At 71.6% G+C, this 26,831-nt stretch carries 25 protein-coding genes and 5 tRNA genes; 18 read left to right on the forward strand and 12 right to left on the reverse strand.

Annotation, left to right across the window (positions count from 1 at the left end; genetic code table 11):
• Nucleotides 1-10 precede the first annotated feature (10 nt).
• The 6 genes from F7Q99_RS18120 to F7Q99_RS42615 all read right to left on the reverse strand — a co-directional run bounded on the left by F7Q99_RS18120 (nucleotide 11) and on the right by F7Q99_RS42615 (nucleotide 9,297).
• Entirely contained in the window at nucleotides 11-424 is a 414-nt protein-coding gene (locus F7Q99_RS18120) for a roadblock/LC7 domain-containing protein (RefSeq protein ID WP_097236138.1), read from the reverse strand.
• A gap of 10 nt (nucleotides 425-434) precedes the next feature.
• Nucleotides 435-3,752 (reverse strand): sensor histidine kinase, encoded by a 3,318-nt coding sequence (locus F7Q99_RS18125; protein ID WP_326846816.1) that lies wholly within the window; start codon nucleotides 3,750-3,752, stop codon nucleotides 435-437.
• A gap of 414 nt (nucleotides 3,753-4,166) precedes the next feature.
• Nucleotides 4,167-4,745, reverse strand: a complete 579-nt coding sequence (locus F7Q99_RS18130; RefSeq protein ID WP_326846817.1) for a GTP-binding protein — start codon at nucleotides 4,743-4,745, stop codon at nucleotides 4,167-4,169.
• The gene (locus F7Q99_RS18135) at nucleotides 4,726-5,151 is read right to left on the reverse strand and encodes a DUF742 domain-containing protein (protein WP_153462784.1); all 426 of its coding nucleotides are present in this window, start codon (nucleotides 5,149-5,151) and stop codon (nucleotides 4,726-4,728) included. The genes F7Q99_RS18130 and F7Q99_RS18135 overlap by 20 nt, the downstream gene beginning before the upstream one ends.
• A 164-nt stretch (nucleotides 5,152-5,315) precedes the next feature.
• On the reverse strand, nucleotides 5,316-5,729 hold the full coding sequence (locus tag F7Q99_RS18140; protein WP_030057391.1) for a roadblock/LC7 domain-containing protein: 414 nt from the start codon (nucleotides 5,727-5,729) through the stop codon (nucleotides 5,316-5,318).
• A gap of 10 nt (nucleotides 5,730-5,739) precedes the next feature.
• Nucleotides 5,740-9,297 (reverse strand): sensor histidine kinase, encoded by a 3,558-nt coding sequence (locus F7Q99_RS42615; RefSeq protein WP_326846818.1) that lies wholly within the window; start codon nucleotides 9,295-9,297, stop codon nucleotides 5,740-5,742.
• 642 nt (nucleotides 9,298-9,939) lie between these two features.
• On the opposite strand from F7Q99_RS42615, the gene F7Q99_RS18150 reads away from it, so the two are divergent.
• The 8 genes from F7Q99_RS18150 (at nucleotide 9,940) to F7Q99_RS18185 (ending at nucleotide 13,418) form a co-directional block, all read left to right on the forward strand.
• Nucleotides 9,940-10,161: a hypothetical protein gene (locus F7Q99_RS18150; protein ID WP_153462786.1), complete on the forward strand. Its 222-nt coding sequence runs from the start codon at nucleotides 9,940-9,942 to the stop codon at nucleotides 10,159-10,161.
• 221 nt (nucleotides 10,162-10,382) lie between these two features.
• A complete protein-coding gene (locus F7Q99_RS18155; RefSeq protein ID WP_326846819.1) occupies nucleotides 10,383-11,183 on the forward strand; it encodes a fumarylacetoacetate hydrolase family protein in 801 nt (266 codons plus the stop codon).
• Nucleotides 11,176-12,675, forward strand: coding sequence for a glutamate--tRNA ligase (gltX, locus tag F7Q99_RS18160; RefSeq protein WP_326846820.1), 1,500 nt, complete (start codon nucleotides 11,176-11,178; stop codon nucleotides 12,673-12,675). The genes F7Q99_RS18155 and gltX overlap by 8 nt, the downstream gene beginning before the upstream one ends.
• Nucleotides 12,676-12,912: 237 nt before the next feature.
• A tRNA-Gln gene (locus tag F7Q99_RS18165) sits at nucleotides 12,913-12,984 on the forward strand.
• Nucleotides 12,985-13,023: 39 nt separating this feature from the next.
• A tRNA-Glu gene (locus F7Q99_RS18170) sits at nucleotides 13,024-13,096 on the forward strand.
• A 27-nt stretch (nucleotides 13,097-13,123) separates the two neighbouring features.
• Nucleotides 13,124-13,196 (forward strand) — tRNA-Glu (locus F7Q99_RS18175).
• A gap of 27 nt (nucleotides 13,197-13,223) precedes the next feature.
• Nucleotides 13,224-13,299, forward strand: a tRNA-Glu gene (locus F7Q99_RS18180).
• Between the two features lie 44 nt (nucleotides 13,300-13,343).
• Nucleotides 13,344-13,418 (forward strand) — tRNA-Gln (locus F7Q99_RS18185).
• Nucleotides 13,419-13,589: 171 nt separating this feature from the next.
• Here the strand turns inward: F7Q99_RS18185 and F7Q99_RS18190 are convergent.
• Entirely contained in the window at nucleotides 13,590-14,303 is a 714-nt protein-coding gene (locus F7Q99_RS18190; RefSeq protein WP_030246527.1) for an IclR family transcriptional regulator, read from the reverse strand.
• Between the two features lie 231 nt (nucleotides 14,304-14,534).
• Between F7Q99_RS18190 and leuC the strand changes: the two genes are divergently transcribed.
• From leuC to F7Q99_RS18210, 4 genes are all read left to right on the forward strand, one after another.
• Nucleotides 14,535-15,974 carry a 3-isopropylmalate dehydratase large subunit gene (leuC, locus tag F7Q99_RS18195; RefSeq protein WP_153462790.1) on the forward strand — a complete coding sequence of 480 codons (1,440 nt, stop codon included), beginning with the start codon at nucleotides 14,535-14,537 and terminating at the stop codon, nucleotides 15,972-15,974.
• A gap of 3 nt (nucleotides 15,975-15,977) precedes the next feature.
• Nucleotides 15,978-16,574: a 3-isopropylmalate dehydratase small subunit gene (leuD, locus tag F7Q99_RS18200; RefSeq protein WP_153462792.1), complete on the forward strand. Its 597-nt coding sequence runs from the start codon at nucleotides 15,978-15,980 to the stop codon at nucleotides 16,572-16,574.
• Between the two features lie 182 nt (nucleotides 16,575-16,756).
• Nucleotides 16,757-17,104: an SCO5555 family protein gene (locus F7Q99_RS18205; protein ID WP_153462794.1), complete on the forward strand. Its 348-nt coding sequence runs from the start codon at nucleotides 16,757-16,759 to the stop codon at nucleotides 17,102-17,104.
• Between the two features lie 133 nt (nucleotides 17,105-17,237).
• On the forward strand, nucleotides 17,238-17,948 hold the full coding sequence (locus F7Q99_RS18210; RefSeq protein ID WP_326846821.1) for an HU family DNA-binding protein: 711 nt from the start codon (nucleotides 17,238-17,240) through the stop codon (nucleotides 17,946-17,948).
• Nucleotides 17,949-18,114: 166 nt separating this feature from the next.
• Here the strand turns inward: F7Q99_RS18210 and F7Q99_RS18215 are convergent, their stop codons facing one another.
• Together F7Q99_RS18215 and cofC are read right to left on the reverse strand one after the other, a co-directional pair.
• Nucleotides 18,115-18,336: a hypothetical protein gene (locus F7Q99_RS18215; RefSeq protein ID WP_153462796.1), complete on the reverse strand. Its 222-nt coding sequence runs from the start codon at nucleotides 18,334-18,336 to the stop codon at nucleotides 18,115-18,117.
• 84 nt (nucleotides 18,337-18,420) lie between these two features.
• Nucleotides 18,421-19,104, reverse strand: coding sequence for a 2-phospho-L-lactate guanylyltransferase (gene cofC, locus F7Q99_RS18220; protein ID WP_153462798.1), 684 nt, complete (start codon nucleotides 19,102-19,104; stop codon nucleotides 18,421-18,423).
• Between the two features lie 228 nt (nucleotides 19,105-19,332).
• On the opposite strand from cofC, the gene F7Q99_RS18225 reads away from it, so the two are divergent.
• From F7Q99_RS18225 to F7Q99_RS18235, 3 genes are all read left to right on the forward strand, one after another.
• Nucleotides 19,333-20,160 carry a lysophospholipid acyltransferase family protein gene (locus F7Q99_RS18225; RefSeq protein ID WP_326846822.1) on the forward strand — a complete coding sequence of 276 codons (828 nt, stop codon included), beginning with the start codon at nucleotides 19,333-19,335 and terminating at the stop codon, nucleotides 20,158-20,160.
• Nucleotides 20,157-21,158, forward strand: a complete 1,002-nt coding sequence (locus tag F7Q99_RS18230; protein ID WP_326846823.1) for an NAD(P)H-dependent glycerol-3-phosphate dehydrogenase — start codon at nucleotides 20,157-20,159, stop codon at nucleotides 21,156-21,158. The genes F7Q99_RS18225 and F7Q99_RS18230 overlap by 4 nt, the downstream gene beginning before the upstream one ends.
• Nucleotides 21,159-21,231: 73 nt before the next feature.
• Complete coding sequence (locus tag F7Q99_RS18235) at nucleotides 21,232-22,377, forward strand: D-alanine--D-alanine ligase family protein (protein WP_153462800.1); 1,146 nt, start codon at nucleotides 21,232-21,234, stop codon at nucleotides 22,375-22,377.
• Nucleotides 22,378-22,438: 61 nt separating this feature from the next.
• Here F7Q99_RS18235 and F7Q99_RS18240 read toward each other — a convergent pair whose 3' ends face one another.
• Both F7Q99_RS18240 and F7Q99_RS18245 read right to left on the reverse strand, forming a co-directional pair.
• On the reverse strand, nucleotides 22,439-22,957 hold the full coding sequence (locus F7Q99_RS18240) for a DUF3515 domain-containing protein (protein WP_195911104.1): 519 nt from the start codon (nucleotides 22,955-22,957) through the stop codon (nucleotides 22,439-22,441).
• A 20-nt stretch (nucleotides 22,958-22,977) separates the two neighbouring features.
• Nucleotides 22,978-23,211 (reverse strand): Lrp/AsnC family transcriptional regulator, encoded by a 234-nt coding sequence (locus F7Q99_RS18245; RefSeq protein WP_218205768.1) that lies wholly within the window; start codon nucleotides 23,209-23,211, stop codon nucleotides 22,978-22,980.
• A gap of 213 nt (nucleotides 23,212-23,424) precedes the next feature.
• On the opposite strand from F7Q99_RS18245, the gene F7Q99_RS18250 reads away from it, so the two are divergent.
• The 3 genes from F7Q99_RS18250 to thiD all read left to right on the forward strand — a co-directional run bounded on the left by F7Q99_RS18250 (nucleotide 23,425) and on the right by thiD (nucleotide 26,472).
• On the forward strand, nucleotides 23,425-24,390 hold the full coding sequence (locus F7Q99_RS18250; RefSeq protein ID WP_153462804.1) for a thiamine-phosphate kinase: 966 nt from the start codon (nucleotides 23,425-23,427) through the stop codon (nucleotides 24,388-24,390).
• A gap of 204 nt (nucleotides 24,391-24,594) precedes the next feature.
• A complete protein-coding gene (locus F7Q99_RS18255; RefSeq protein ID WP_153462806.1) occupies nucleotides 24,595-25,620 on the forward strand; it encodes an ATP-dependent 6-phosphofructokinase in 1,026 nt (341 codons plus the stop codon).
• 24 nt (nucleotides 25,621-25,644) lie between these two features.
• Nucleotides 25,645-26,472 carry a bifunctional hydroxymethylpyrimidine kinase/phosphomethylpyrimidine kinase gene (thiD, locus tag F7Q99_RS18260; protein ID WP_153462808.1) on the forward strand — a complete coding sequence of 276 codons (828 nt, stop codon included), beginning with the start codon at nucleotides 25,645-25,647 and terminating at the stop codon, nucleotides 26,470-26,472.
• Between the two features lie 142 nt (nucleotides 26,473-26,614).
• Here thiD and rpmB read toward each other — a convergent pair whose 3' ends face one another.
• A complete protein-coding gene (gene rpmB, locus F7Q99_RS18265; protein ID WP_035846000.1) occupies nucleotides 26,615-26,800 on the reverse strand; it encodes a 50S ribosomal protein L28 in 186 nt (61 codons plus the stop codon).
• Nucleotides 26,801-26,831: the final 31 nt, after the last annotated feature.

Below are 26,831 nucleotides of genomic sequence, written 5' to 3' on the forward strand. Positions count from 1 at the left end.
CGACGAACCGTCAGTGCAGGAGACTGCCCTGGAGTTCCGCGCGAAGTGCGGGGGTGAGGACGGCGCCGGCGCGGTCGACGAGCAGGGCCATCTCGTAGCCGACGAGGCCGATGTCGGAGTCGGGGGAGGCCAGGACGGCGAGGGCGGAGCCGTCGCTGATGGCCATGAGGAACAGGAAGCCGCGTTCCATCTCGACGACGGTCTGGTTGACCTCGCCGCCCTCGAAGATCCGGCTGGCGCCGGAGGTGAGGGAGGTGAGGCCGGAGGCGACGGCGGCGAGCTGGTCGGCGCGGTCGCGCGGGAAGCCTTCGGACATGCACAGGAGAAGGCCGTCCGCGGAGACCACCACGGTGTGGGACACCCCGGGGGTGTTGTCCACGAAATTGGTGATCAGCCAGTTCAGGTTCTGTGCGGCCTGGCTCATCTGAGTCAACTCAACGCTCCTGGTGGTTCGAGCCGCCGAAGAGATCGGTGCTGCGGTTCTGCTGTCCGTTGCCGGACTGGTCTACCTGATCGGGGTCGATCCGGAAACTTCCGGTGTTCCCGGCTGTGCGGCCCTGCTCCACACCACGGCGCAGGTTGGTGAGGCGGCCACGGACCTCCTCGGGGCTGCGGGAGACCTGCGGCCCGTCCTGCGGAGTGGGCTTGGCGTTGCCGGCGACCAGGTTCTGCTTGGGCACCCGGCGCGGGAGACCGGCCGAGGTGGTGCCCCCGGACGACGGCTCGCGCAGCTGCTCGGCCCGCTGCCAGGCGCCGTCGTTCGGCGACTGCCAGGCGGTGTTGGCGGTCGGGCCGGTCGGGCCGTAGCCGCCCAGCGCGGACACGTCGTGTCCGCGCGGCTCGGTTGACGCCGAGGTGTCCTTGGCGCCGGCGAACCAGTTCGGGGTCTCACCGGTGGACGAGCCGGCCGGCGTGGAGTGCGCACCCGAGCCGCCGCCCGCCAGCTGCTGGCCGGGGCGGCGCTGCGGCAGCCCGGACGGCAGGGTGGTCTCGGCGGCGGGCAGCGCGGGCTGCTCGGGGGCGTACGGGTGGCCCGCCGGGGCGTCCTCGGCCTGGTGGCCGTACTGGTCGTCGGCGTAGCCGTCGTAGCCCTGGTAGTCCTGGCCCTGGTAGTCCTGGTGGCCGTACTGCTCGTCGGCATAGCCGGACTGGTCGTAGCCGCCCTGCTGCGGGTACTGGCCGTACGCGTCCTGGCCGTAGCCGTCCTGCGCGTAGCCGTACTGGTCGTCGGCGTAGGGCTGCTGGTAGCCCTGCGGGGCGTACTGGTCGTAGCCCTGCTGCGGGTACTCCTCCTCGACCTCGGCGTCCAGCACCGGCCCGTCGGAGGACTCCAGGGCGGCGCGGCGGACCTGGTCCAGGCGCTGCGAGCGCTGGACGGACTCCAGGGCCGGGCTGAAGCCGGTGGAGCCGGCGTTGCCGGTGAGGTGGTCGTCGAAGCCCAGTTCGGCGGCGCTGCGGTGGCCGTCGGGGGCCCACTCGGAGGTCGGCTCCTGCTCGGCGAAGATCCGGGAGACGGTGAACTGCTCCTCGGGCTCCGGCGCGGATCCGGCCTGGGTGACGAACGGCGGGAGCATGACCAGCGAGGTCGTACCGGCCGACTCGCCGGAGGGGCGGAGCTGGACGCGGATGTCGTGCCGCTGGGAGAGCCGGCCGACCACGAAGAGGCCCATGCGGCGGGAGATGGTGGCGTCGACCGTGGGCGGCTCGGCCAGCTTCTCGTTGATCTCGGCGAAGTCGTCGGCGGTGAGGCCGATGCCCTTGTCGTGGATCTCGACCAGCACGCGGCCGTCCGGCAGGCGGGTCGCGTTGACCAGCACCCGGGTCTGCGGGCTGGAGAATGAGGTGGCGTTCTCCAGGAGCTCGGCGAGCAGGTGGACGAGGTCGGTCACGGCGGCGCCGACGACCTCGACCTCCGGGATGCCGGAGAGCTCGACGCGCTCGTACTGCTCCACCTCGGACGCGGCGGCGCGGAGCACGTCGACCAGCGGGACCGGGGTGTTCCAGCGGCGGCCGGCCTCCTCGCCCGCGAGGACGAGCAGGTTCTCACCGTTGCGGCGCATACGGGTGGCCAGGTGGTCCAGCTTGAAGAGGTTCTCCAGCTGGTCCGGGTCGGCCTCGTTGTTCTCCAGGTCGGTGATCAGCGCCAGCTGGCGCTGGATGAGGCCCTGGCTGCGGCGCGACAGGTTGGTGAAGATCGCGTTGACGTTGCCTCGCAGCAGGGCCTGCTCGGCGGCGAGCGAGACGGCCTGCTGGTGGACCTGGTCGAAGGCCCGGGCGACTTCGCCGATCTCGTCCTTGCCGTGCAGCGGGATCGGGGCGACGGAGGTGTCGACCCGGTCGGGGTCGGTCTTGGAGAGCTTCTCGACCAGGTCCGGCAGACGGTGGTCGGCGATCTCCAGGGCGGCGCTGCGCAGGGTGCGCATGCCGAGGATCATCGAGCGGGCGACGTACCCGGTGAGCAGACCGGCCAGGATGAGCGCGGCGACGACGATGACCGTGTTGAGGATGGCGTCGTAGAGCGCGTTGTCCTTGAGGTTGCGCGAGTCGGTGAGGACGTCGTTCAGCAGCTGGACTTCGGTGGTGCGCAGGGCCTGGATGTGGGTGGCGGACGCCTGGGTCCAGTTCTCCGGGGTGAGACCGGCGTCCTTGGCCTCCTTGAAGGCCGCGTCGGCGGTGGCCTTGCCCTTGGTCTGCCCGTCGGCGGCGGCCTGGCTGTACGCGGCGCCGATGTTCAGCAGCTGCTGCATGCTCGGCACGGAGCCGTTGGGCATCTTGTTCGCGGTCTTCTCCTGGGCGGTGGCCAGGGCGACCTGCGCATCGGCGTACTTCTTGACGTCCTCGGGCGCTCCACCGGTGTTGAACTCGGCGAGCGAGACCTGCTCCAGCTTCTCCGAGATCAGGATCGTCTGGATCATGTCGGTGTTCTCGTGGCGGCTCGTGACACCCGCGGAGATACCGACCAGCAGGTGCAGCATGAGCGCGCGCTGGGTCGAGGCGGAGGCCTTGGCCAGCGACATCGCGTAGATCGCGCGGCCCTTGCTGGTGGCGTTGGAGGAGCCCGAGCCGACCGAGTTGTCGAAGGCCAGCAGCGGCGCGAACATCACCGAGTAGGCGCTGGCGGTCGCGCTGGCGAACAGCTCGGGGCCGTACGCGTTGGTGCGCAGGTGCGGCAGGCTGACCACGAGCTGCTGGAAGGCCTCGTGGCGGCGGGGGAGCTCACCGGACTTGTCGGAGGCCTCGTAGGCGGCGTTGTACGCCTTCAGCGCGGCGTCGGTCTCGCTGCGGCGCTTGGCGACCTTGCCGTCCGGATCCTGCTTGGTGATCAGGGGTATCAGGGTGTCGTCGCGCTCGTTCTCGAGCGCCTCGGCGAGCTCGGTGGCCGCCTTGGCGAGCTCGGCGTTCTTCTCGGCGCGCGAGGCCTTGATGTAGCCGTCGACCGAGGTGTTCACGCGGAGGCCGCCGAAGACCAGACTGATGATGACCGGGATCAGCAGAATCGCGATCAGACGGGTCGGCACGCGCCAGTTGCGCGGGCGGAGGAAGTCGTACCGGCTGGAGTCGTCGGCGACCGCGGGAGTGCTGCCACGGCGCTCCGTGGAGGCCGCCGGGGGGTTCGGGGGCGGCGCGACCTGTGGCCGTTCCTCGGCGGGCGTGAACGCGGAGAATCCGGCCGGGCCCGTTGCGGTACGGTTCGGCTCGCTCTGGCGGGGCTCGGAGCGCCGCTGCGGGGCGGGTTGCTGCTTACGCCTCACTCGACAACTACCTCTCGGCCGACAGCCGGCCATGGATCAATCCAGCGCTACCCCCGGGGGGCCTGGTCCGCTGCCGGGTGAGCCGCGGAACGAGCTTCGGGAGTAGCTGGAATTTCAGCACGTGCAGGGATGGGGGACAAACAGCCGTCGAATGCCGCCCGCGTCGGCACAATCTGGACATTCACCGACATGACGGCACAAAACCGTGGTCTTCTGGCGCTGAGTGACGTGAATCCGCCACGCAGCGTCACTGTTGATCACAAAATGCCTACCGAACTGTTATCCACCGCTGATGCGCGGGTCTTGCGCGATGCCCCTGGCGGACACCAGCCGGTAGGCGGATGTGCCACGGCCGCCCGTCGGGTTGCCGACGGGCGGCCGTGGCGAGGGGTCACTCACGAACTCGCCGCCCCGTCACCGCAGTCGGGCGAGGAGGGCGTGCTCGACGAGGGTGATGAGGGCGCTCTTGGCGCTGTCGCGGCGCCGGGCGTCGAGGGTGATGACGGGGGTGTCGGGGCCGAGTTGGAGGGCTTCGCGGACCTCGTCGGCGGTGTGGGGCTGGTGTCCGTCGAAGCCGTTGAGGGCGACGACGAAGGGCAGTCCGCTGTTCTCGAAGTAGTCGAGGGCGGGGAAGCAGTCGGCGAGGCGTCGGGTGTCGACGAGGACGACGGCTCCGATGGCGCCGCGGACGAGGTCGTCCCACATGAACCAGAAGCGGTCCTGTCCGGGGGTGCCGAAGAGGTACAGGATGAGGTCTTCGTCGAGGGTGATGCGGCCGAAGTCCATGGCGACGGTGGTGGTCGTCTTGCCGGAGACCTTGCTGATGTCGTCGATGCCGGCGGAGGCCGAGGTCATGACGGCTTCGGTGCGCAGGGGGTTGATCTCGGAGACGGCGCCGACGAGCGTGGTCTTGCCGACACCGAAGCCGCCCGCCACGACGATCTTCGCTGACGTCGTGGCGCGGGCGGGTCCGTTAGAGCTTGCGAAGTCCACTGAGGACCCTTTCGAGCAGCGTGACGTCGGGCGTTCCGCCCGACTCGCCCGCAGCGGCGGGCTGGTGGATGGCGACGAGGCCGGCCTCGGCCAGGTCGGCCACGAGGATGCGGGCGACACCGAGCGGCACGCCGGCCAGTGCGGAGATCTCCGCGATGGACTTGACCTCACGGCAGAGGCTGACGATCCGGGCGTGCTCGGGCAGCAGCCCACCGGTCCGCTCGGGCGAGCCGGTGGTCGAGATCAGGGCCTCGATGGCGAGCTGGTAGCGGGGCCGGGTGCGGCCGCCCGTCATCGCGTACGGGCGGACCAGCGGCTGCTGCTCGTAGCCGTCGGACTGCTGCCCGCCGTATCCGCTGCCGTACCCGTTGCCGTACGGGCCGGCGGGTGTCGTAGGCGGGGTCATGGGTCCTCCTTGTGCTGCAGCCTTGAGCAGCCGGTTCCAGCTGGGACGATGCCAGCTGAGGCGAGATCAGCTGCCCGAGGGTAGCTGAGGGTCGGACGCCGGGGCCGGTCGGGTCGGACCCGGCGGGGAGGTGGGACGGTGGGTGGATCCGCTCGGGCTCCGGGTCAGTGCAGGAGACTGCCCTGGAGTTCCGCGCGAAGTGCGGGGGTGAGGACGGCGCCGGCGCGGTCGACGAGCAGGGCCATCTCGTAGCCGACGAGGCCGATGTCGGAGTCGGGGGAGGCCAGGACGGCGAGGGCGGAGCCGTCGCTGACGGCCATGAGGAACAGGAAGCCGCGTTCCATCTCGACGACGGTCTGGTTGACCTCGCCGCCCTCGAAGATCCGGCTGGCGCCGGAGGTGAGGGAGGTGAGGCCGGAGGCGACGGCGGCGAGCTGGTCGGCGCGGTCGCGCGGGAAGCCTTCGGACATGCACAGGAGAAGGCCGTCCGCGGAGACCACCACGGTGTGGGACACCCCGGGGGTGTTGTCCACGAAATTGGTGATCAGCCAGTTCAGGTTCTGTGCGGCCTGGCTCATCTGGTTCAACTCAACGCTCCTGGTGATCTGCGCCGTTGCCGTCGGTCCGGCCACCGAAACTATCGAATCCGGGCTGCTGGGCACCATGCTGGAACCCGGCGTGGTTGGCCTGCTCGGCACCGGCCCGGCGGCCCTGCTGGATGCCGCGGCGCAGGTTGGTCAGCCGGCCGCGCACCTCCTCGGGGCTGCGGGAGACCTGGGGACCGGTCAGCGGGGCGGACTCGGCGGTGCCGGAGACCAGGTTGGCCTGCGGGGTCCGCCGCGGGAGGCCGGACATCGTGACGCCGTTGGTCGAGGGCTCCCGGATCTGCTCGGCGCGGCGCCAGCGCTCGTCGTTCGCGGACGGACGCCACGGGGCGTCGGCGGCGGACTCGGGCTGCTGCTGGGCCTGCTGGGCCTGGGCCTGCGGGGCCGGCTGCTGGAGCTCCGGCGCCGAGGTGCCCGGGCGCTGCGGCTGGTACCCGTGCGGCCGGGCCTGCTGCGAGGCCTCGTCGCCGTACCAGGGCTGCTGCGCGGGACCGCCGTCGGACGGGCCGATCGGCAGCGCCATCGGCTCCTGGCGGACCTGCTCGTGGCGCGGAGCCTCCTGCCGGACCTCCGGGCGGGCCGGGTTCGGCACGTCCGGCAGCACCGGCTCCACCAGGCCGAGGCCGAGCGGGTCGCGCGGGTCGATCTGGCTGGCCTCGAAGCGCGGCCGGGCCATCTCCTGGGTGCTCTCCACCGGCGCCGGCTCGGCCGGCGGCAGCTGCTGGGCCTGCTGCTGCGGCGGCAGCTGCGGCGCGTTCGGGCCCGGGCGCTGCTGGCGGCGCGGACCCTGCGGACCCTGCGGTCCCTGCGGTCCCTGCTGTCCCTGGGGTGCCTGCGGGCCCTGGCCACCGGGGCCCTGCTGCCCCTGCGGGACCGGGCGGCCCGGCTGGCGGCGCTGCGGCAGCCCGTCCTGGGGGCGGTTGCCAGGGCGCGCGCCCTGCGGGGGCACACCCGGTGCACCCGGACGGCCGTGCTGCGGCTGCTCGCCACCGGGGCGCGGCCGTTCCTGGCCGGCGCGGCCGGGCGCGGCCTGCGGCCCGGCGGGCTGGCCGGCACCGGGCTGGCGGCGGCGGGGCTGGCCGCCGACGCCGGGGACGCCCTGCGGCGGGCCCTGGCGGCCCGGGCTGCGCTGCGGCAGGCCGCCCTGCTGGGACTGCTGAGGCTGGGGCTGCTGAGGCTGCTGCTGGGTCCGCTGGGGCTGCTGACCCTGCGGGACGACGGGGTTCTCGTGGAGCGACTTGCCGACCTGACGGGTCGGCAGGCCGCCGGCCCGCCCGCCGGGCGCGGCCGGAGCGGCGGGGCCGCCCTTGCCGAGCTGCGGACGGCCCTGCGGGGCGCCGCCGGCCGGGCCCTGGCCGAGCGCGACCGGGCCGCCGTTCGGACCGGCCGGCACCTGGCGCTGCTGGCGCGGCGTCGGGGCGACCCCGCGCTGCTGCTTGGCCTGCGCGGGGCCGGGGCGGCCAGCGCCGCGGCGGTCGGCGGTGTTGGTGACGTCCACCGGCAGCATGACGAGCGCGGTGGTGCCGCCGGAGTCGCTGGGGCGCAGCTGGATGCGGATGCCGTGTCGCAGGGACAGGCGGCCGACCACGAAGAGGCCCATGCGGCGGGAGACGGACACGTCCACCGTCGGCGGGTTGGCGAGGCGCTCGTTGATGTCGGCGAGGTCGTCGGGGCTCAGGCCGATGCCGGTGTCGTGGATCTCGACCAGCACGCGGCCGTCGGGCAGCGAGTGGCCGGTGACCCGGACGCGGGTCTGCGGGCTGGAGAACGAGGTGGCGTTCTCCAGCAGCTCGGCGAGCAGGTGGACGAGGTCGTTGACGACGCGGCCGGCGACCTCGGCCGACGGCACGGTGGCGAGCTCGATGCGCTCGTACTGCTCCACCTCGGACGCGGCGGCGCGGAGCACGTCGACCAGCGGGACCGGACGGGTCCAGCGGCGGCCCGGGTCCTCACCGGCGAGGACGAGGAGGTTTTCGCCGTTGCGGCGCATACGGGTCGCGAGGTGGTCCAGCTTGAAGAGGTTGGCCAGCTGGTCCGGGTCGGCCTCGCGGCTCTCCAGCTCGGAGATGAGCGACAGCTGGCGCTGGATGAGGCCCTGGCTGCGGCGCGAGAGGTTGGTGAACATCGCGTTGATGTTGCCGCGGAGGAGGGCCTGCTCGGCGGCGAGGCGGACGGCCTCGCTGTGCACCATGTCGAAGGCGTGGGCCACGTGGCCGATCTCGTCGGTGGAGTCGACGGCGACGGGCTCGACGGTGACGTCGACGTCGTGCGGGTCGTTCTCGGAGAGCGTCTTGACGAGCTCGGGCAGTCGCCGCTCGGCGACGTCCTCGGCCGCAGCCTGCAGACGGGTCAGCGAGCGCACCATCGAGCGGGCGATCAGACCGGCGCCACCGAGGGCGACGAGCAGCACCAGGGCGACGGCGGCGGCGATGATCAGGGCGTCGGTGTCGGCCTGGGACTGGAGGTCCTGGGCCTTGCCGTCGAGGTTCTCCAGGAGCTTGGACTCGATCCGCTGCTCGGCCTTGATCTTGGCCGTGGACTTCTCGTACCAGTCCTTGTACGTGACCGGGTCGGTCTGGCGGATACCGCTCTGCTGGAGGATCGAGCGCGAGTAGCGGTCGGCCTCGGCGACGACGTTGTTGTAGCTCAGCTGTCCGCGCAGGTTGTCCAGGTCGTGCGCGGTGTAGATGTTGTTGAAGCTGGTGAGTGAGTTGTCGTAGGCGGTGCGCAGGCGGATGCCGAAGGACTCGTCGCTCAGGCTGAGGTCGGGCTTGCTCGGGTTGGCGAGCGCGGCGGAGATCAGGGCGCGCTGCTGCGAGGTGGCGTTCTTGGCCAGCGAGAACTGCTGGAGCGCGCGGGTCGAGACGACCAGGTCCTTGTTGTTCGACGCGAGCGCGATGTCCTGGGTGATGGACAGCAGGTCGCGGATGATCACGTCGTAGGCGGTGATCGTCGACTGGATGTTCTGGTTGTTCTGGTACGGCGAGTTGCGCGCGTCGGAGATCGAGTTCAGGTCCTTGCGGATCTGGAAGAGCAGCGCCTTGCCGCCGGAGAGTTCGAGGTTCTCGAACTTGTCCGAGGACGTGGTGAAGGTGCGGCTCAGCTCGTCGGTGGCGTGGCGGGCGGCGACGATGTCGTCGTCCAGCGGGTCGTTCGGGTGCGCGGTGATCGGGCCGGCGCTGATGTCCCGCTCGGTCTGCAGGGCGTCCGCGAGGTTGGTCGCCTTCTTGGCCAGGTCGGACAGGTTGGCCATCTGCGCGAGCTGCTGCGAGTTCTGCATCGAGCTCTGGATGCGCAGGCCACCGAGGACCAGGGAGACCAGGACGGGGAGGGCGAGCAGCGCGATCAGGCGCGTGCGGATGCGCCAGTTGCGCATCGCGAACCGGTTCATACCGGTGGCGCGGCGCCTGGTCAGGGTCTTCTTGAGCTTGTCCCGGGTCGACTTGCGGTCCTGGCCGTCGTCCTCGGGGCGGCCGGGTGCCTCGGGCACCACCGGCTCCGCCGGGCCGCCGGGGGCCGCCGCCTGGTGGGGGGCTGCCACAGGCTCGCGCGACTCCGGGTTACCCGCGGCGCCGCTACCCCTTTTGAAACGTCCCTGCACTGGCGTCGCAACCTCTGGACCGGGCGTCCCGCCGCGTCGCCGCGGACTGGACGGTGTCGAGTTTCCATCCGCACCCCGGCCGGTCCGGGAGAGCGGGTCACCGGGGTGGACTGCTCCCTACCCACGGTCCGTGGCATTCCAGCACAGCCGGGGAATCCCAACAAGGGCCGCCGGGACTCGCCGCTCGACACTACCGACCGCGTGCGCGGTTTCACTGACTGTGCGGTAACCGGACCGGAATACCGCCTTTTTCGGACACTCGCCGGATACATGCCAACCGGTCCCTAGATCGAAAAGATTCGCAGACCTGCTGGAATGTCCGTTATGGGTGCAATGTCAGGAAAGTCGGGTGCGATGAAATGTCGGATATCGGCGATTTGTTCGGTGATTCGTGAGCAAAATCACAGCCCAATGTGTAGCTTTGGTCACGGTCCCTGTGGAAAGAGATCTCGTAATCTGGGCTGCATCCGGAGCACGGCCCCGATCAGCCTGCCCAGAATCCCTCCGAATCACTCGGAATCACTCAGGCCGGTGCCGACGCCCCCGCGACGCGCCCGGCCGCGACCATGAGGTGCTGACTCGATGTCCCAGACGAAGAAGGCCACCACGTCCACGCTGTCCTGCCGCTCCACGGCGAACCCGCGCCGGACCACGCTGGCCTCGGTCGAGGACTTCAGCAAGATCCCCGGCGCCCGCAAGGCCGAGGACGCCGTCACCTACGCGACCGAGCTGCCGACCAACACCGCCAACCCGCGCCGCACCCAGCTGATGGTCGCCCCCGTGGTCGCCGTCGCACAGGACTGACCCCACCCGCGCTCCGCACCAGGGCGCCGTGACCGCACCGGTCACGGCGCCCTTCGTGTGCCGTCCTGACGCAACCGCACCGAACAGGGGCAAAGCGGTCGGGCGAGGGCTCACGCGATAGCCTGGGACGACGATTGACGGGGCCGCGCCCGCGGAGGGCGAGGCGCCCACAGCGCCCGGGGGCGCCCCGGGCGGCCGACGAAGCGAGGGGTAGCCCAGCCGTGCGCATTGCCAGGTTTTCCGTCCGGGAGGGGAGCCCTGCCGCCGGCAGCGTCTCCTTCGGCGTGGTGGAGGGAGACCCCGCCCAGCCCGAGTCGATGGTCGTCCACGCGCTGGCCGGTCACCCGTTCGGTCAGCCGCAACCGACCGGCGAGAGCTACCGCCTCCAGGACGTCCGGCTGCTCAGCCCGATGCTCCCGAACAAGATCGTGGCGGTCGGCCGCAACTACGCGGCGCACGCGGCCGAACTGGGCAACGACGTCCCGGACGTCCCGCTCACCTTCTTCAAGCCGTCCACCGCGGTGATCGGCCCGACCGAGAGCATCGCGTACCCGCCGTTCTCCTCGGACGTCCAGCACGAGGCCGAACTCGCCGTGGTCATCGGCCGGATGTGCCGCGAGGTCCCGCTGGACCGGGTGCCCGAGGTGATCCTCGGCTACACCTGCGCCAACGACGTGACCGCCCGCGACGTCCAGCAGCGCGAGGGCCAGTGGGCCCGGGCCAAGGGCTTCGACACCGCGTGCCCGCTCGGCCCGTGGATCGAGACCGACCTCGACCCGAGCGACCTCGCCGTCACCTGCACCGTCAACGGCGAGCTCCGCCAGACCGGGCGCACCTCCCTGATGGTCCGCTCGGTCGCCGAGCTGATCGTCCACATCTCCGAGGCCATGACGCTGCTGCCCGGCGACGTCATCCTCACCGGCACACCCGCTGGGGTGGGCCCGCTCAACGTCGGCGACGAGGTCGCCGTCTCCATCGAAGGCATCGGCACTCTCACCAACAAGGTGATCAAGCGTGGCTAACACTGACCCGGCCGTCCGGGTTCGCTTCTGTCCGTCCCCGACCGGGAACCCGCACGTGGGCCTGGTCCGCACCGCCCTGTTCAACTGGGCCTTCGCCCGCCACAACGGCGGCACGCTGGTCTTCCGGATCGAGGACACCGACGCGGCCCGCGACTCCGAGGAGTCGTACGACCAGCTGCTCGACGCCATGCGCTGGCTCGGCTTCGACTGGGACGAGGGCCCGGAGGTCGGCGGCCCGCACGCGCCGTACCGCCAGTCGCAGCGGATGGACGTCTACGCCGACGTCGCCCGCCGCCTGCACGAGGCCGGCCACGCCTACCACTGCTACTGCAGCACCGAGGAGCTGGACGCCCGCCGCGAGGCCGCCCGCGCCGCCGGCAAGCCCTCCGGCTACGACGGCCACTGCCGGGACCTGACGGACGACCAGATCGCCGTCTTCAAGCTGGAGAAGCGCGAGCCGATCCTGCGCTTCCGGATGCCCGACCGCACCATCGCCTTCGACGACCTGGTGCGCGGCACGCTCACCTTCGAGCCGGAGAACGTGCCGGACTACGGCATCGTCCGGGCCAACGGCGCCCCGCTGTACACCCTGGTGAACCCGGTGGACGACGCCCTGATGGGCATCACCCACGTGCTGCGCGGCGAGGACCTGCTCTCCTCCACCCCGCGGCAGATCGCGCTGTACGCGGCGCTCGCCGAGATCGGCGTCGGCAACGGCACCACCCCGCGCTTCGGCCACCTGCCGTACGTGATGGGCGAGGGCAACAAGAAGCTCTCCAAGCGTGACCCGCAGGCCTCGCTCAACCTGTACCGCGAGCGCGGCTTCATCCGCGAGGGCCTGCTCAACTACCTGTCGCTGCTGGGCTGGTCGCTCGCCGAGGACCGCGACATCTTCGACATGGACGAGCTGGTCGCGGCGTTCGACATCGCCAAGGTGAACTCCAACCCGGCCCGCTTCGACCTGAAGAAGTGCGAGGCGATCAACGCCGAGCACGTGCGCCGGCTGGCCCCGGAGGACTTCGTCCGCCGCCTGGTGCCGTACCTGCAGGCCCCCGGCCTGCTGCCGGCCGAGCCGACCGCCGAGCAGCTCGACCTGCTGGCCAGGATCGCGCCGCTCACCCAGGAGCGGATGGTCGTGCTCGGCGAGATCGTGAACATGGCCGGCTTCCTGTTCGTCGACCCGGCCGACTTCACGGTCGACCCGGACGACGCCGCCAAGGCGCTGACGGCGGACGCCCGCCCGGTGCTTGAGGCCAGCATCAAGGCCCTGGAGACGCTCGCGGACTTCAGCCCGGAGCCGATCCAGGCCGCGCTGCGCGAGGCGCTGGTGGACGGGCTGGGCATCAAGCCCAAGTTCGCCTTCACGCCGCTGCGGGTGGCCGTCACCGGCCGCCGGGTCTCGCCGCCGCTGTTCGAGTCGATGGAGTTGCTCGGCCGCCCCGAGACGCTGCGCCGGCTGCGCTCCGCCCTGGACGCCCTGCCGGCCGCCTGAACGGGCCGCTGAGCAGGCCGCGGGCCCGGCTTCGCGCCGGGCCCGCGGCGTACCCGGAGGCCGTCCGCCGGCCTCCTGGCCGCTGCCTGGGGTTATCGATTTTGGAGCCAGGGCAGACGTCGGGTAATGTTCTTTCTGCGCCGCCCGGGAGGGAACGGACGAGGGAGCGAAAGCCCCCCGCCGGGACCGAACGAGAGGCGCAACGCCTGAGAAGAGCTCCCAAGGGTTCAACTCTGGTGGGGTATGGTGTAATTGGCAGCACGACTGATTCTGGTTCAGTTAGTCTAGGTTCGAGTCCTGGTACCCCAGCGCAGTACGATTCAGTACCGCAGGACAAGTGAAGATCAAGCCCCCGTTGTGTAGCGGCCTAGCACGCTGCCCTCTCACGGCAGTAGCGCCGGTTCGAATCCGGTCGGGGGTACTGATCCCGCAAGGGATCGCCTGGAAAGCCCCCGTTGTGTAGCGGCCTAGCACGCTGCCCTCTCACGGCAGTAGCGCCGGTTCGAATCCGGTCGGGGGTACTGATCCCGCAAGGGATCGCCTGGAAAGCCCCCGTTGTGTAGCGGCCTAGCACGCTGCCCTCTCACGGCAGTAGCGCCGGTTCGAATCCGGTCGGGGGTACCAGAGCAGGAAGCCGATGGGCTCGCCCATCGGCCCTTGCTTTGTGTTGGGGTATGGTGTAATTGGCAGCACGAGTGATTCTGGTTCATTTAGTCTAGGTTCGAGTCCTGGTACCCCAGCCAGAAAAGAAGGCCCCGGTTTCCGGGGTCTTTTCGCATTTCCGGGACAGTTCTCACCGGTCCGGCACGGTTCTTTCCGGGCGGTGCCCAATGCGGCAGGCCGGGACCGCCCCCGGAAATGCCCGAAGGGCCCCGCTCGACGTCGAGCGGGGCCCTTTTCGGTACGTCGGGTGATCAGCTGCGGCGCAGGGCCTCGGTGAGCCGGTTCGCGGCTTCGATGATGGCCTGGGCGTGCAGGCGGCCCGGGTGGCGGGTCAGCCGCTCGATCGGGCCGGAGACCGAGACGGCGGCCACCACGCGGTTGGAGGGGCCGCGGACCGGCGCGGAGACGGACGCGACGCCCGGCTCCCGCTCGCCGATCGACTGGGCCCAGCCGCGCCGCCGGACGCCGCTCAGCGCGGTGGCGGTGAAGCGGGCGCCCTGGAGGCCGCGGTGCAGCCGCTCGGGCTCCTCCCAGGCCAGCAGGACCTGGGCGGCCGAGCCGGCCTTCATCGGCAGGGTGCTGCCGACCGGGACGGTGTCCCGCAGGCCGGAGAGCCGCTCGGCGGCGGCTACGCAGATCCGCATCTCGCCCTGCCGGCGGTAGAGCTGTGCGCTCTCGCCGGTGACGTCGCGCAGGTGGGTCAGGACCGGGCCCGCGGTGGCGAGCAGCCGGTCCTCGCCCGCCGCGGCGGAGAGTTCGGAGAGACGGGGGCCGAGGATGAAGCGCCCCTGCATGTCCCTGGTGACCAGACGGTGGTGTTCCAGTGCGACGGCGAGTCTGTGGGCCGTGGGGCGTGCCAGACCGGTGGCGGCGACCAGCCCCGCCAACGTGGCGGGGCCCGACTCCAGTGCGCTCAGCACCAGAGCGGCCTTGTCGAGAACGCCGACGCCGCTAGTGTTGTCCATGCCCTAAGACTGCAGTCTCATTCCGCGAGACGCAAGTTCAATCTTCCGCGAAAAGCGCCACTCTGGATGCAGCAGCCCGGGAGACACCCAGGATGCGGCCTCGGCAGAGCGTCCGCATCGTGGACACCGATCCGGCGTGCAGGTCGCGCGACGCGCTCCGCACAGGGCGGCGAAAGCTTTGACCTCGATGACACGAGAAGGCCGGCAACGCGGCCGGCTGGAGGGAATCCGATGGGACGGACACTCGCAGAGAAGGTCTGGGACGACCACGTCGTGCGGCGCGCGGAGGGCGAGCCGGACCTGCTCTTCATCGACCTGCACCTGCTCCACGAGGTGACCAGCCCGCAGGCCTTCGACGGCCTCCGGCTGGCCGGCCGGAAGGTCCGCCGCACCGATCTGACGATCGCCACCGAGGATCACAACACCCCGACCCTGGACATCGACAAGCCGATCGCCGACCCGGTGTCCAAGGTCCAGCTGGAGACGCTGCGCCGCAACGCCGCCGAGTTCGGCGTCCGGATCCACTCGCTGGGCGACGTCGAGCAGGGCGTCGTGCACGTGGTCGGCCCGCAGCTCGGCCTGACCCAGCCCGGCATGACCGTGGTCTGCGGCGACTCCCACACCTCCACCCACGGCGCCTTCGGCGCGCTGGCGTTCGGCATCGGCACCAGCCAGGTCGAACACGTGCTGGCCACCCAGACGCTGCCGCTGGCGCCGTTCCGGACCATGGCCGTCACGGTCGAGGGCGAGCTGCCCGAGGGCGTCACCGCCAAGGACCTGATCCTGGCCGTCATCGCGAGGATCGGTACCGGCGGCGGCCAGGGTTACGTCCTGGAGTACCGCGGTTCGGCGATCCGGAGCCTGTCGGTGGAGGCCCGGATGACCATCTGCAACATGTCCATCGAGGCGGGCGCCCGGGCCGGCATGATCGCCCCGGACGAGACCACCTTCGAGTACCTCGCCGGCCGTCCGCACGCCCCGCAGGGCGAGGACTGGGACGCCGCCGTCGCGTACTGGCGGACCCTGGTCACCGACGAGGACGCGGTCTTCGACCACGAGATCTTCATCGACGCGAACGAGCTGACCCCGTTCGTCACCTGGGGCACCAACCCCGGCCAGGGCGCCCCGCTGGGCTCCAACGTGCCGCACCCCGAGGACTTCGCCGACCCGCAGGAGCGCCTGGCCGCCGAGAACGCCCTGAAGTACATGGGGCTGGAGGCCGGCACCCCGCTGCGCGAGGTGAACGTCGACGCCGTCTTCGTCGGCTCCTGCACCAACGGTCGGATCGAGGACCTTCGGGCCGCCGCCGCCGTCCTGGAGGGCCGCCGGATCGCCGACGGCGTACGGATGCTGGTGGTCCCCGGCTCGGTACGGGTCGCCCTGCAGGCCGTCGAGGAGGGCCTGGACAAGGTCTTCACCGCGGCCGGTGCCGAGTGGCGCCACGCGGGCTGCTCGATGTGTCTGGGCATGAACCCCGACCAGCTCGCCCCCGGCGAGCGCTGCGCCTCCACCTCGAACCGCAACTTCGAGGGCCGGCAGGGCAAGGGCGGCCGCACCCACCTGGTCTCCCCGCAGGTCGCGGCGGCGACCGCCGTCCTGGGGCGCCTCGCCTCTCCCGCCGACCTGAATCCGTCCGACCTGGCGCACACCGACGTCACCGTGGAGGCCTGAGCCATGGAGAAGTTCACCACCCACACCGGCCGGGCCGTCCCGCTGCGCCGCAGCAACGTCGACACCGACCAGATCATCCCGGCCCACTGGCTGAAGAAGGTCACCCGCTCCGGGTTCGAGGACGGGCTGTTCGAGGCCTGGCGCAAGGACGAGTCGTTCATCCTCAACCAGCCGGAGCGGCAGGGCGCCACGGTCCTGGTGGCCGGCCCCGAGTTCGGCACCGGCTCCTCCCGCGAGCACGCCGTCTGGGCGCTCCAGAACTACGGCTTCCACGCGGTCATCTCGTCGCGCTTCGCCGACATCTTCCGGGGGAACTCCCTCAAGAACGGCCTGCTGACCGTCGTCCTGCCGCAGGAGACGGTGGAACAGCTCTGGGTGCTCACCGAGAGTGACCCCGCGGCCGAGATCACCGTCGACCTGGAGGCCCGCGAGGTCCGGGCCGAGGGCCTCACCGCCTCCTTCGAGCTGGACGACAACGTCCGCTGGAGGCTGCTGAACGGGCTGGACGACATCAGTATCACGCTGCAGAACGAGGCCGACATCGCGGCCTTCGAGGCGACCCGCCCCTCGTTCAAGCCCCGCACCCAGCCGGTCGCCTGAGATCCCTTCGGAACAAGCATTCTGACGATCCGCCGGATGGCCCGTCTCCCTCTCGGGGGGGCGGGTCATCCGTCGTTCCGGAGCACGAGTTAGGGCCGTCGACCCACCCCCGATTGCCCATTTGGCTTTGCCGGAGAGGGCCCCGCGCATGCACAACTGCGGGTAGATGGCACAATCAGTGCATGCACCGGCACCATGAACCTCCGTACGCGGGCGGCGAACCCGCGGCACCGGAGTCCACGGGCCGGGGATCCGAACGCCGAATTGACGAGCGGGTGGACGTCGCCTCCGCACCTGCTGAGGGGCCGGACGACCCGGAAGTCACAGCGCTCTACGCGCTTGTGGCCGAGCGGTTGAAGCAAGCTCACGACCGCGTGCATGCGCTGAACGTGTCTGCCGATGCAAAGACCGCTCTCACCCGTCAACTCCTCATCGTCACCGAGACCGCCAAGCGCGATCTTCCGGAGGCGGCAAGGCGGTTGAGTCGCTTTGTACATGACCTCGACGCGGGGCACCCGCCCCGCGACTGAGGTCGCCGACGCGCAAATCCATTGCGACACTAGGGTGATTCGCGCGTTTGGTAATTGAAAGTCCGCAGATACATACCTAACGTGCGAAAAGAACGGATGGAATCATCCGGCGCCCGTTTCCGAAGGGGAAGACGTGAACAAGGCTCAGCTTGTCGAAGCGGTGGCCGAGCAGCTGGGCGGTCGCAAGGCTGCCGCAGAGGCCGTCGACGCAGTGCTCGACACCATGGTCCGTGCCGTTGTGGCCGGTGACCGGGTCTCGGTCACCGGTTTCGGCACCTTCGAGAAGGTGGAGCGCTCCGCGCGCTTCGCTCGCAACCCGCAGACCGGCGAGCGCGTCAAGGTCAAGAAGACCTCGGTGCCCCGCTTCCGCCCGGGCCAGGGCTTCAAGGACCTGGTCAGCGGCAGCAAGAAGCTGCCGAAGGAAGGCCCCTCGGTGAAGAAGGCCCCCAAGGGCTCCCTCACCCCGGGCAAGGCCGGCGTCGCCGCCACCCCGGCCGCCAAGCGCGCCGCCACCAAGCGTGCCGCCACGGCCGCTGCCGCCGCTCCGGCCGCCAAGAAGGCCGCCGCCAAGAAGACGGCCACCACGGCTGCCGCCAAGAAGACCACGGCCACCGCCGCGAAGAAGGCGACCGCCACCAAGAAGACCACCGCCGCTGCCGCCAAGAAGACCACGGCCGCCGCGACCAAGAAGACGGCCGCCGCCGCCAAGAAGGCGACCACCACCGCCGCCGCCAAGAAGACCACCGCCGCCGCCAAGAAGGCGACCACCACGGCCAAGAAGACGGCTCCGGCGAAGAAGACCACCACCCGCAAGACCACCGCGCGCAAGACCACCGCCAAGTAGTCCCGCGCAGCAGTCCCTCGGACGGCTTCGAGAGAGAGCCGTGGCGCACCCCGTTCCGCGAATCGCGGAGAACGGGTCGCCACGGCTCTTTCGATTTCCGGGCGCTTGGTCGGCATTCGGCGCCGGACGGTCACCGGCCGCCTGTTTCGAGAGGGCCGGTGGCCGTTCAGGCCTCGGCCGGGTCGGGGAACGTCTGCAGCGTCACGAAGACCACCCGGCGGGCCTCGCCGCTGCCCTCGGTGCGGATCCGCACCCGCTGGCCGGGGCGCAGCAGCCGCAGGCCGCCGGCGTCGAAGGCGGCCGCGTCGAACGGCACCGGGGTCCCGTCGTCGAGCAGCACGGAACCGGCCCGGGTGTCGGGGTCGAAGGTGAACGCGGTGGCCTGCATGTCAGCAGCATAGCGAGCTGGACCGACAGTCCCGGGTGCCGTCTCACGGGGCGTCCGTCGGCCGTCCGTCCGCCAGCTTGTCCGTCAGGAGCGCCCGAGCCGGGCGAACAGGGCGCTGGTGTACGGGCCGACGCCGAGCGCCAGGGCCTCGCCGAGGTCCGGGCCGGTGTCGACGTCCCGGCGCACCGACTCCACGTCCGCCAAGCGCAGTTCGAGCGCCCCGCCGGCCGCGTGCCGGGCCCGCGAGCCGTCCCCGAAGGCGGGGGCGAGCGGGCGCCCGGGGGTGCTGGCGAGCAGGGTCGTGCCGAGGCCGGGGGAGTCCGGCAGGAAGGCCCGGGCCCGTGGTGGCACCGCGCCCAGCACCCGGGCCAGTTCGGCCGGGCGCAGCGCCGGCAGGTCCGCCGAGAGGGCGGCCACCGGCGCGTCCGGGGCGAGTGCCAGCGCGGCCGACGCGCCGTGCGCCAGTGCCGGGTTGAGGCCGCCGCCGGGCTCGTCGGCGACCACCACGGCGCCGAGCGCGGCCAGCCGGGCGCCGGCCGCGGCGTCCCGGGTGACCACCAGGACGCGGGCGACCTGCGGGGTCGCGAGGGCGGCCGTGACGGTGTCGAGCGCGAACGAGAGGGCCAGGTCCGCGCGGTGCGGCCCGGCGTACGGGGCGAGCCGGCTCTTGGCCAGGGCTAGCGGCTTGAGCGGCAGTACCAGCGACCAGCCGGCGGTGGGTGCGGCGGGCGCGACGGGCCTGCTGGGGCGTACGGTGTCCTGGGTCATCGGCGTCATTGTGGCGCCGGTCCCGGAGCCCTCGCCAGGCCGTCCGAGCTGTGCGGACGTGCGTTTGATCACGACCGCCCCGCCTGCTGGCCGGGTCGCTCGACAGCCGGTGAGCGGGCGGGCGAAACTGTTCCGCGCCCGGGCCCGGGCACCGGGCAGCCGGTGCGCGGCACCGGGAGGCAATGACCGCGGCACCCCACGTGCCGCATGGGATGAGGAGGACCTGGGGTGGCCCGCCGCTCGTACGCCCAGTTCGGCAACGCCGACTACGGCATCTGGTACCGCTTCGCGGCCGTGCTGGTGAAGCCGGTGACGACCGCGCTGGTGAAGCCCGACTGGCGGGGCTGGGAGCACCTTCCGAAGGAGGGGGGCTTCATCGCCGCGGTGAACCACAATTCGATCATCGACCCGGTGATCTACGCGCACTGGCAGTACAACAGCGGTCGTCCGCCGCGCATTCTCGGCAAGTCCTCGCTGTTCTCGATTCCCTTCATCGGATTCATGCTGCGAAAGACCGGCCAGATTCCCGTGTTCCGCGAGTCGACGGACGCCGCGCAGGCTTTCCGGGCCGCGATCGACGCCGTCAACAACGGCCAGTGCGTGCAGTTCTACCCCGAGGGCACCCTCACCCGGGATCCGGACCTGTGGCCGATGACCGGCAAGAGCGGGGTCGCCCGGGTCGCGCTGATGACCGGCGCGCCGGTCATCCCGGTCGCGCACTGGGGCGCCCACGAGATCATCCCGCCGTACGGCCGACCCGGTTACGGGAAGGGCAAGTTCAACCTGTTCCCGCGCCACCGGGTGGTCGTCGCGGCCGGGCCGCCGGTGGACCTGAGCAAGTACCGGGGCCAGGAGCTCACCGGCCAGGTGCTCACCGACGCCACCGAGGACATCATGGCGGCGATCACCGCCGTGCTGGCCGACATCCGCGGCGAGCAGCCGCCCGCCGAGCGCTACGACATGCGCAAGGCCGCCCGCGAGCGGGCCGCCGCGGCGCTGGCGGAGCGCCGTCGCGCCAAGGGCGGCGTCGACGACACCGAGGAGGCCGCGCAGTGACCCGGTGTGCCGTGATGGGGGCCGGCTCGTGGGGCACCGCGTTCGCGATGGTGCTGGCGGACGCCGGCAGCCAGGTGACGCTGTGGGCCCGCCGCCAGGAGCTGGTGGACGCCGTCAACACGACGCACGAGAACCCGGACTACCTGCCGGGCGTGCGGCTGCCGGAGTCCGTCCGGGCCACCACCGACCCCGCCGAGGCGCTGGCCGGCGCCGACTTCGCGGTGCTGGTGGTGCCCTCGCAGACGCTGCGTGACAACCTGGCCGCCTGGGCGCCGCTGATCGAGCCGCAGACCGTCCTGGTCAGCCTCATGAAGGGCATCGAACTCGGTACCGCCAAGCGGATGAGCGAGGTGATCGACGAGGTCACCAAGGTCGGCCCGGAGCGGGTCGCGGTGGTCAGCGGGCCCAACCTGGCCAGGGAGATCGCCAATCGGCAGCCCGCCGCGAGTGTCGTCGCCTGCGTCGACGAGGCGGTCGCCAAGCGGCTCCAGGCGGCCTGCCACACGCCGTACTTCCGCCCGTACACCAACACCGACGTGGTCGGCTGCGAACTGGGCGGCGCGGTCAAGAACGTGATCGGCCTGGCGGTCGGCATGGCCGCCGGCATGGGGCTCGGCGACAACACCAAGGCCACGCTGATCACCCGCGGGCTGGCCGAGACCACCCGGCTCGGCGAGGTGCTCGGCGCCGACCCGCACACCTTCGCCGGGCTCGCCGGGATGGGCGACCTGGTCGCCACCTGCTCCTCGCCGCTGTCGCGCAACAACACCTTCGGCATGAACCTGGGCCGCGGCATGTCGCTCGCCGAGACCATCGCGGCAACCCGGCAGACCGCGGAGGGCGTCAAGTCCTGCGAGTCGGTGCTCGACCTGGCCCGGCGCAACGGCGTCGACATGCCCATCGTCGAGGCCGTGGTGGACGTCGTGCACAACGGCCGGCCGACCCAGGAGGCGCTCCAGACGCTGATGTCGCGGTCCGCGAAGGCGGAGCGCCGGTGACACGGGCGTCCGGGGCGGCCCGCGGGGCGGTTGACTTTCCCGAAACACGTCGCACGGTAGTCTCAAACCCGATATGAGCATCGAACAGACCTCCCCGAACCCGTCCGCCCGCAAGCCGCGCGTCGCGCTGGTCTTCGGCGGCCGCAGCTCCGAGCACGCCATCTCGGTATCCACCGCGGGCAGTGTGCTCAGGGCGATCGACCGCGACACGTACGACGTGCTGCCGATCGGCATCACGCACGAGGGCCGCTGGGCGCTGACCAGCGACGAGCCGGCCCGGATGGCCATCACCGACGGCAGGCTGCCGGACGTGGCGCACGTCGCCGAGTCCGTCGAAGGCCAGGTCGCGCTGCCGGTCGACCCGGGCAACCGCGAGGTGCTCCTGAGCGAGCCGGGAAGCGCCCCCAAGGCCCTCGGCGAGGTCGACGTGGTGTTCCCGCTGCTGCACGGCCCCTGGGGCGAGGACGGCACCCTGCAGGGCCTGCTGGAGCTGTCCGGAGTGCCGTACGTCGGCAACGGCGTGCTCGCCAGCGCGGTCGGCATGGACAAGGAGTTCACCAAGCGGATCCTGGCCTCGCACGGCCTGGGCGTCGGCCGGTACACCATCGTCCGGCCGCGCGAGTGGGAGACCGAGGACGGCCGCGCCGCGGTGCGCGAGCGGGCCGCCGAGCTCGGTCTGCCGCTGTTCGTGAAGCCGTGCCGGGCCGGTTCCAGCATGGGCATCACCAAGGTCAAGGACCTGGCCGACCTCGACGCAGCGATCGAGGAGGCCCGCCGGCACGACCCCAAGCTGATCATCGAGGCGGGCGTCACCGGCCGCGAGATCGAGTGCGGCGTGCTGGAGTTCGAGGACGGCCCGCGGGCCAGCGTGCCCGGCGAGATCATGGTCGGCGGCGGCTACGAGTTCTACGACTTCGAGGCCAAGTACATCGACTCCTCCGAGGTGCAGATCCCGGCGAAGCTCGACGAGGAGCAGACCGCCGAGATCCGCCGCCAGGCGGTCGCCGCGTTCGAGGCGCTCGGCTGCGAGGGCCTGGCCCGGGTGGACTTCTTCCTGCTGGAGGACGGCACCTGGATGATCAACGAGATCAACACCATGCCCGGCTTCACCCCGATCTCGGCCTACCCGAAGATGTGGGAGGCCACCGGGCTGTCCTACCCGGAGCTGATCGACCGGCTGCTCCAGGCTGCGCTGCGCCGCTCGACCGGCCTGCGGTAGTCGCACGCGGACGACGGAGGGCGGGCCGGGAGCTTCCCGGCCCGCCCTCCGTACGTCACGCTCAGCCGGGGATGTTCGCCTTGACCGCGCCGGTCAGGGCGGCGGCCGGGTCGAAGGGGTTCGCCGCGGCACCGGCCGGGACGGTCACCTCGACGTAGGCGCTGCGCTGGGTCGTCACGAAGCGGTAGCCGCCGTCGGTGAGCTTCTGCGACCACCAGGTGACGTCGTCGACGGTCGGGGACCAGTCCATCGCGTGCTCGCCGTTCAGCTCGTCCGGGCGGTCGACGCCGCAGCGCAGCACCGTACGGGACGTGGTGCCCCACGCGGCCACGTACGGCGACGCGGGCGACGGGTCCCTGCGGGCGTGCCCGAGCAGCTCCTGCGGCAGGGCGGCGGCCAGCTTCCGGCAGTAGCCCGCCGCCTTGCCGGTCGGCTGCGGCACCTCGACGCCGTCGTCGGACGCGCTCCAACTGCCGAGCAGCACCACGACGGTGCAGGTCAGCGCGACGGGCAGGGCGAGCCAGCGGACCGGGGCGGGCAGCGCCGCCAGGGCGCGGGGGACGCGGAGTTCTCTGGCCACCCGCCGATGGTAGCCGGGCCTTACAGGTGGACCACCGGACAGGTGAGGGTGCGGGTGATGCCCTCGACCTGCTGGACCTTGGCCACGACCAGGCGGCCGAGGTCGTCCACGGTGTCGGCCTCGGCCCGGACGATCACGTCGTACGGGCCGGTGACGTCCTCGGCCGTCAGCACGCCCGGGATCTTGGAGATCGACTCGGCCACGGCGGTGGCCTTGCCGACCTCGGTCTGGATCAGGATGTATGCCTGTACCACGGGGGGACCTCCCGGCGGCCGGTTACGGGGGACGCCGCCGTGATCGCCCGGTCAGGCGTCGAGGGTGGGAAGCGGGCTCACCGGCAGTCTGATCACCACGCTACCGCGCAGGGGGCCGGGGAGGGGAGACCTCTGCACCCGCGGAGGGCGTACGCTGCGCGGGGGAGCGCGACATGCGGCACGAGTTCTGATGGAAACGCGAGAGGACGGCAGATGCAGGGGACCGTGGGCGAGCTCGGCGAGTTCGGTCTCATCAGGGAACTGACCGCCCGGGTACCGCTCACCGACGCGGTCGACCTCGGCCCGGGTGACGACGCCGCGGTGGTGAAGGCGCCCGACGGCCGGGTGGTGGCCACCACGGACGTCCTGATCGAGAACCGGCACTTCCGCCGGGACTGGTCCACCGCCTACGACGTGGGCCGCAAGGCCGCCGCCCAGAACCTCGCCGACGTGGCAGCGATGGGCGCGGTGCCGACCGCGCTGCTGCTCGGCCTGGTCGCCCCCGCGGACCTGCCCACCACCTGGGCCACCGAGCTGATGGACGGGCTGCGCGACGAGTGCCAGGTGGCCGGGGCGACCGTGGTCGGCGGCGACGTGGTGCGCGGCGACACCGTCACGCTGGCCATCACGGCGCTCGGGGACCTCCAGGGGCGCGCGGCCGTGACGCGCGCCGGCGCGCAGGTCGGCGACGTGGTCGCGGTGACCGGCTGGCTCGGCTGGTCGGCCGCCGGACTGACGGTCCTGCAGCGCGGGTTCCGCTCGCCGCGCGCCTTCGTCGAGGCGCACCGCCGCCCCGAGCCGCCGTACCACGCGGGCCCGGCCGCCGCCGAGTTGGGCGCCACCTCGATGATCGACGTGAGCGACGGGCTGGTCGCCGACCTCGGCCACGTGGCCCGGGCCAGCCAGGTGGACATCGACCTGAAGGCCGCCGACTTCGACGTCCCGGCGCAGATGGCCGACATCGGGCAGGCGGTCGGGGTGGAACCGCTGGTCTGGGTGCTCTCCGGCGGCGAGGACCACGCGATCGTGGCGACCTTCCCGCGCGGGGTCCAACTCCCCGCCCGCTGGCGGGTGGTGGGCGAGGTGACCGGCCGTCCGCGGGGTACCCGCAGCGGCCGGGTGACGGTCGACGGCGCGCCCTGGGACCGCGTCGGCGGCTGGGACCACTTCGCCGAGTGAGCCCCTCGTGAGACCGGGGTGAGCCCCCGAGTGACCTACGGCGTACGGCGGATGGGGAGCGGACACCGGTACGGCCCGTGACGCTCCGCGTGTGCGGCGGACGGGCTTCGCAGGGTGGTTGTGCGTAGGCTTGCGGAGAACCGAGCCCGCCCGCCCGTCCGGCGCGGGTGGTCCGACCCACTGCGAGCGGAAGAGCACACCACCATGCGCATCGGTGTTCTGACGAGCGGCGGCGACTGCCCCGGCCTCAACGCGGTGATCCGCTCCGTGGTGCACCGGGGCACCGATGTGCACGGCGACGAGATCGTCGGCATCCTGGACGGCTTCCTCGGCCTGATCGAGGGCCGCACCCGCCCGGTCTCGCACGACGACGTCACCGGCCTGCTCACCCTCGGCGGCACCATCCTCGGCTCGGCCCGGGTGCAGCGCGACCGGATCGCCTGGGCGGTGGAGAACGCCCAGACGCTCGCCCGGGACATCGGCATCGACGCGCTGATCGCGATCGGCGGCGAGGGCACGCTGACCGCCGCCAAGCTGTTCAGCGACGCCGGACTGCCGGTGGTCGGGGTGCCGAAGACCATCGACAACGACATCGACGCGACCGACGTCACCTTCGGCTTCGATACCGCGGTACACGTCGCGACCGAGGCGATCGACCGGCTGAAGACCACCGCCGAGTCCCACCAGCGCGTCATGGTCGTCGAGTTGATGGGCCGTCACACCGGCTGGATCACCCTCGCCGCGGGCATGGCCGGCGGTGCGCACGGCGTCCTGATCCCGGAGAAGCCCTTCGACATCGAGGCGGTGGCCCGGATGGTCGAGGACCGCTTCGCGCGCGGCAAGAAGTTCGCCATCATCGCCGTCGCCGAGGGCGCCGCCCCGCTGCCCGGCACCATGCGCTTCGACCACGGCGACGTCGACCGGTTCGGGCACCGCACCTTCGGCGGCATCGGCAACCGGCTCGCCCACGAGCTGGAGAACCTGCTCGGCAAGGAGGCCCGCCCGGTCATCCTCGGCCATACCCAGCGCGGTGGCACCCCGACCGCCCGGGACCGGGTGCTCGCCACCCGCTTCGGCTGGCACGCGGTGGAGGCCGTGCACAAGGGTGCGTTCGGACACTTCACCGCGCTGCGCCGCAACGCCGTCGAGCTGGTGCCGATCGCCGACGCGGTGACCCGGCTCAAGACCGTGCCGGCGGACCGCTGGGCGGAATCGGAAGCCGTGCTCTGAAACGCGCGGAGGTAGGTTGACCACATGGTTTCGACTGCTAATGCCCGTGTGGCTCCTCCCCGCGTGGCTCCTCCGCGCGTGCTCACGATCGCCGGCTCCGACTCCGGCGGCGGCGCCGGCATCCAGGCCGACCTCAAGGCGATGCTCGCCCTCGGCGTCCACGGCATGAGCGTGATCACCGCCGTCACCGCACAGAACTCGCTCGGCGTCCAGGGCTACTGGGAACTGCCCGCCGAGGCCGTCCGGGCGCAGTTCCGCAGCGTGGTGGACGACATCGGCGTGCAGGCCGTGAAGACCGGCATGCTCGCCTCCGTCGAGCTCGTCGAGACCGTCTCCGAGCTGCTGGCCGGGCTGGACGCCCCGGTGGTCGTCGACCCGGTCGGCGTCTCCAAGCACGGGGACCCGCTGCTCGCCGCCGAGGCGGTCGCCACCGTCCGCGAGAAGCTGCTGCCGGTCGCCACCCTCGCCACGCCCAACCTGCACGAGGTGACCCAGCTCACCGGCCGCACCGTCGACGGCGAGGGGCAGATGCTGGACGCCGCCAAGGCGCTGCTCGACCTCGGGCCGCGCTGGGTGCTGGTCAAGGGCGGCCACCTGGAGGGCGAGGCCGCCGACCTGCTCTACGGCGGGCCGGACGAGGAGCACTGGTACCGGGCGCCGCGCTACGACAACCGGCACACCCACGGCACCGGCTGCACCCTGGCCAGCTCGATCGCCGCCGGGCTGGCCAAGGGCGAGTCGCTGCCGGAGGCGGTCGGCTCGGCCAAGGAGTACATCACCGGTGCGATCGCCGGCGGCTTCGCGCTCGGCTCCGGGATCGGCCCGGTCGACCACGCCTGGCGCTGGCGCTGAAACACGTGTGGGCGGGCCCGAGGGCCCGCCCATCACGATGTCGGTCCGGACGATGCCGGTCAGATGAGTCCGGAAAACAGCGATGCCGGTCCATCCGAGGATGAACCGGCATCGCTGGAGGACCGGCATGCCGATCTGCGCGTCAGCGCGAGACCTTACCGGCCTTGATGCACGAGGTGCAGACGTTGAGCCGCTTCGGCGTCCGCCCGATCACAGCGCGCACCGTCTGGATGTTGGGGTTCCAACGACGGCGGGTACGGCGGTGCGAGTGGGAGATGTTGTTGCCGAAGCCCGGCCCCTTGCCGCAGACGTCGCAGTTGGCAGCCACAGGAGTCACTCCAAGACTTCAGAAATCACTT

The sequence above is a fragment of the Streptomyces kaniharaensis genome (assembly GCF_009569385.1).
Classification (GTDB): Bacteria; Actinomycetota; Actinomycetes; order Streptomycetales; family Streptomycetaceae; genus Kitasatospora; species Kitasatospora kaniharaensis.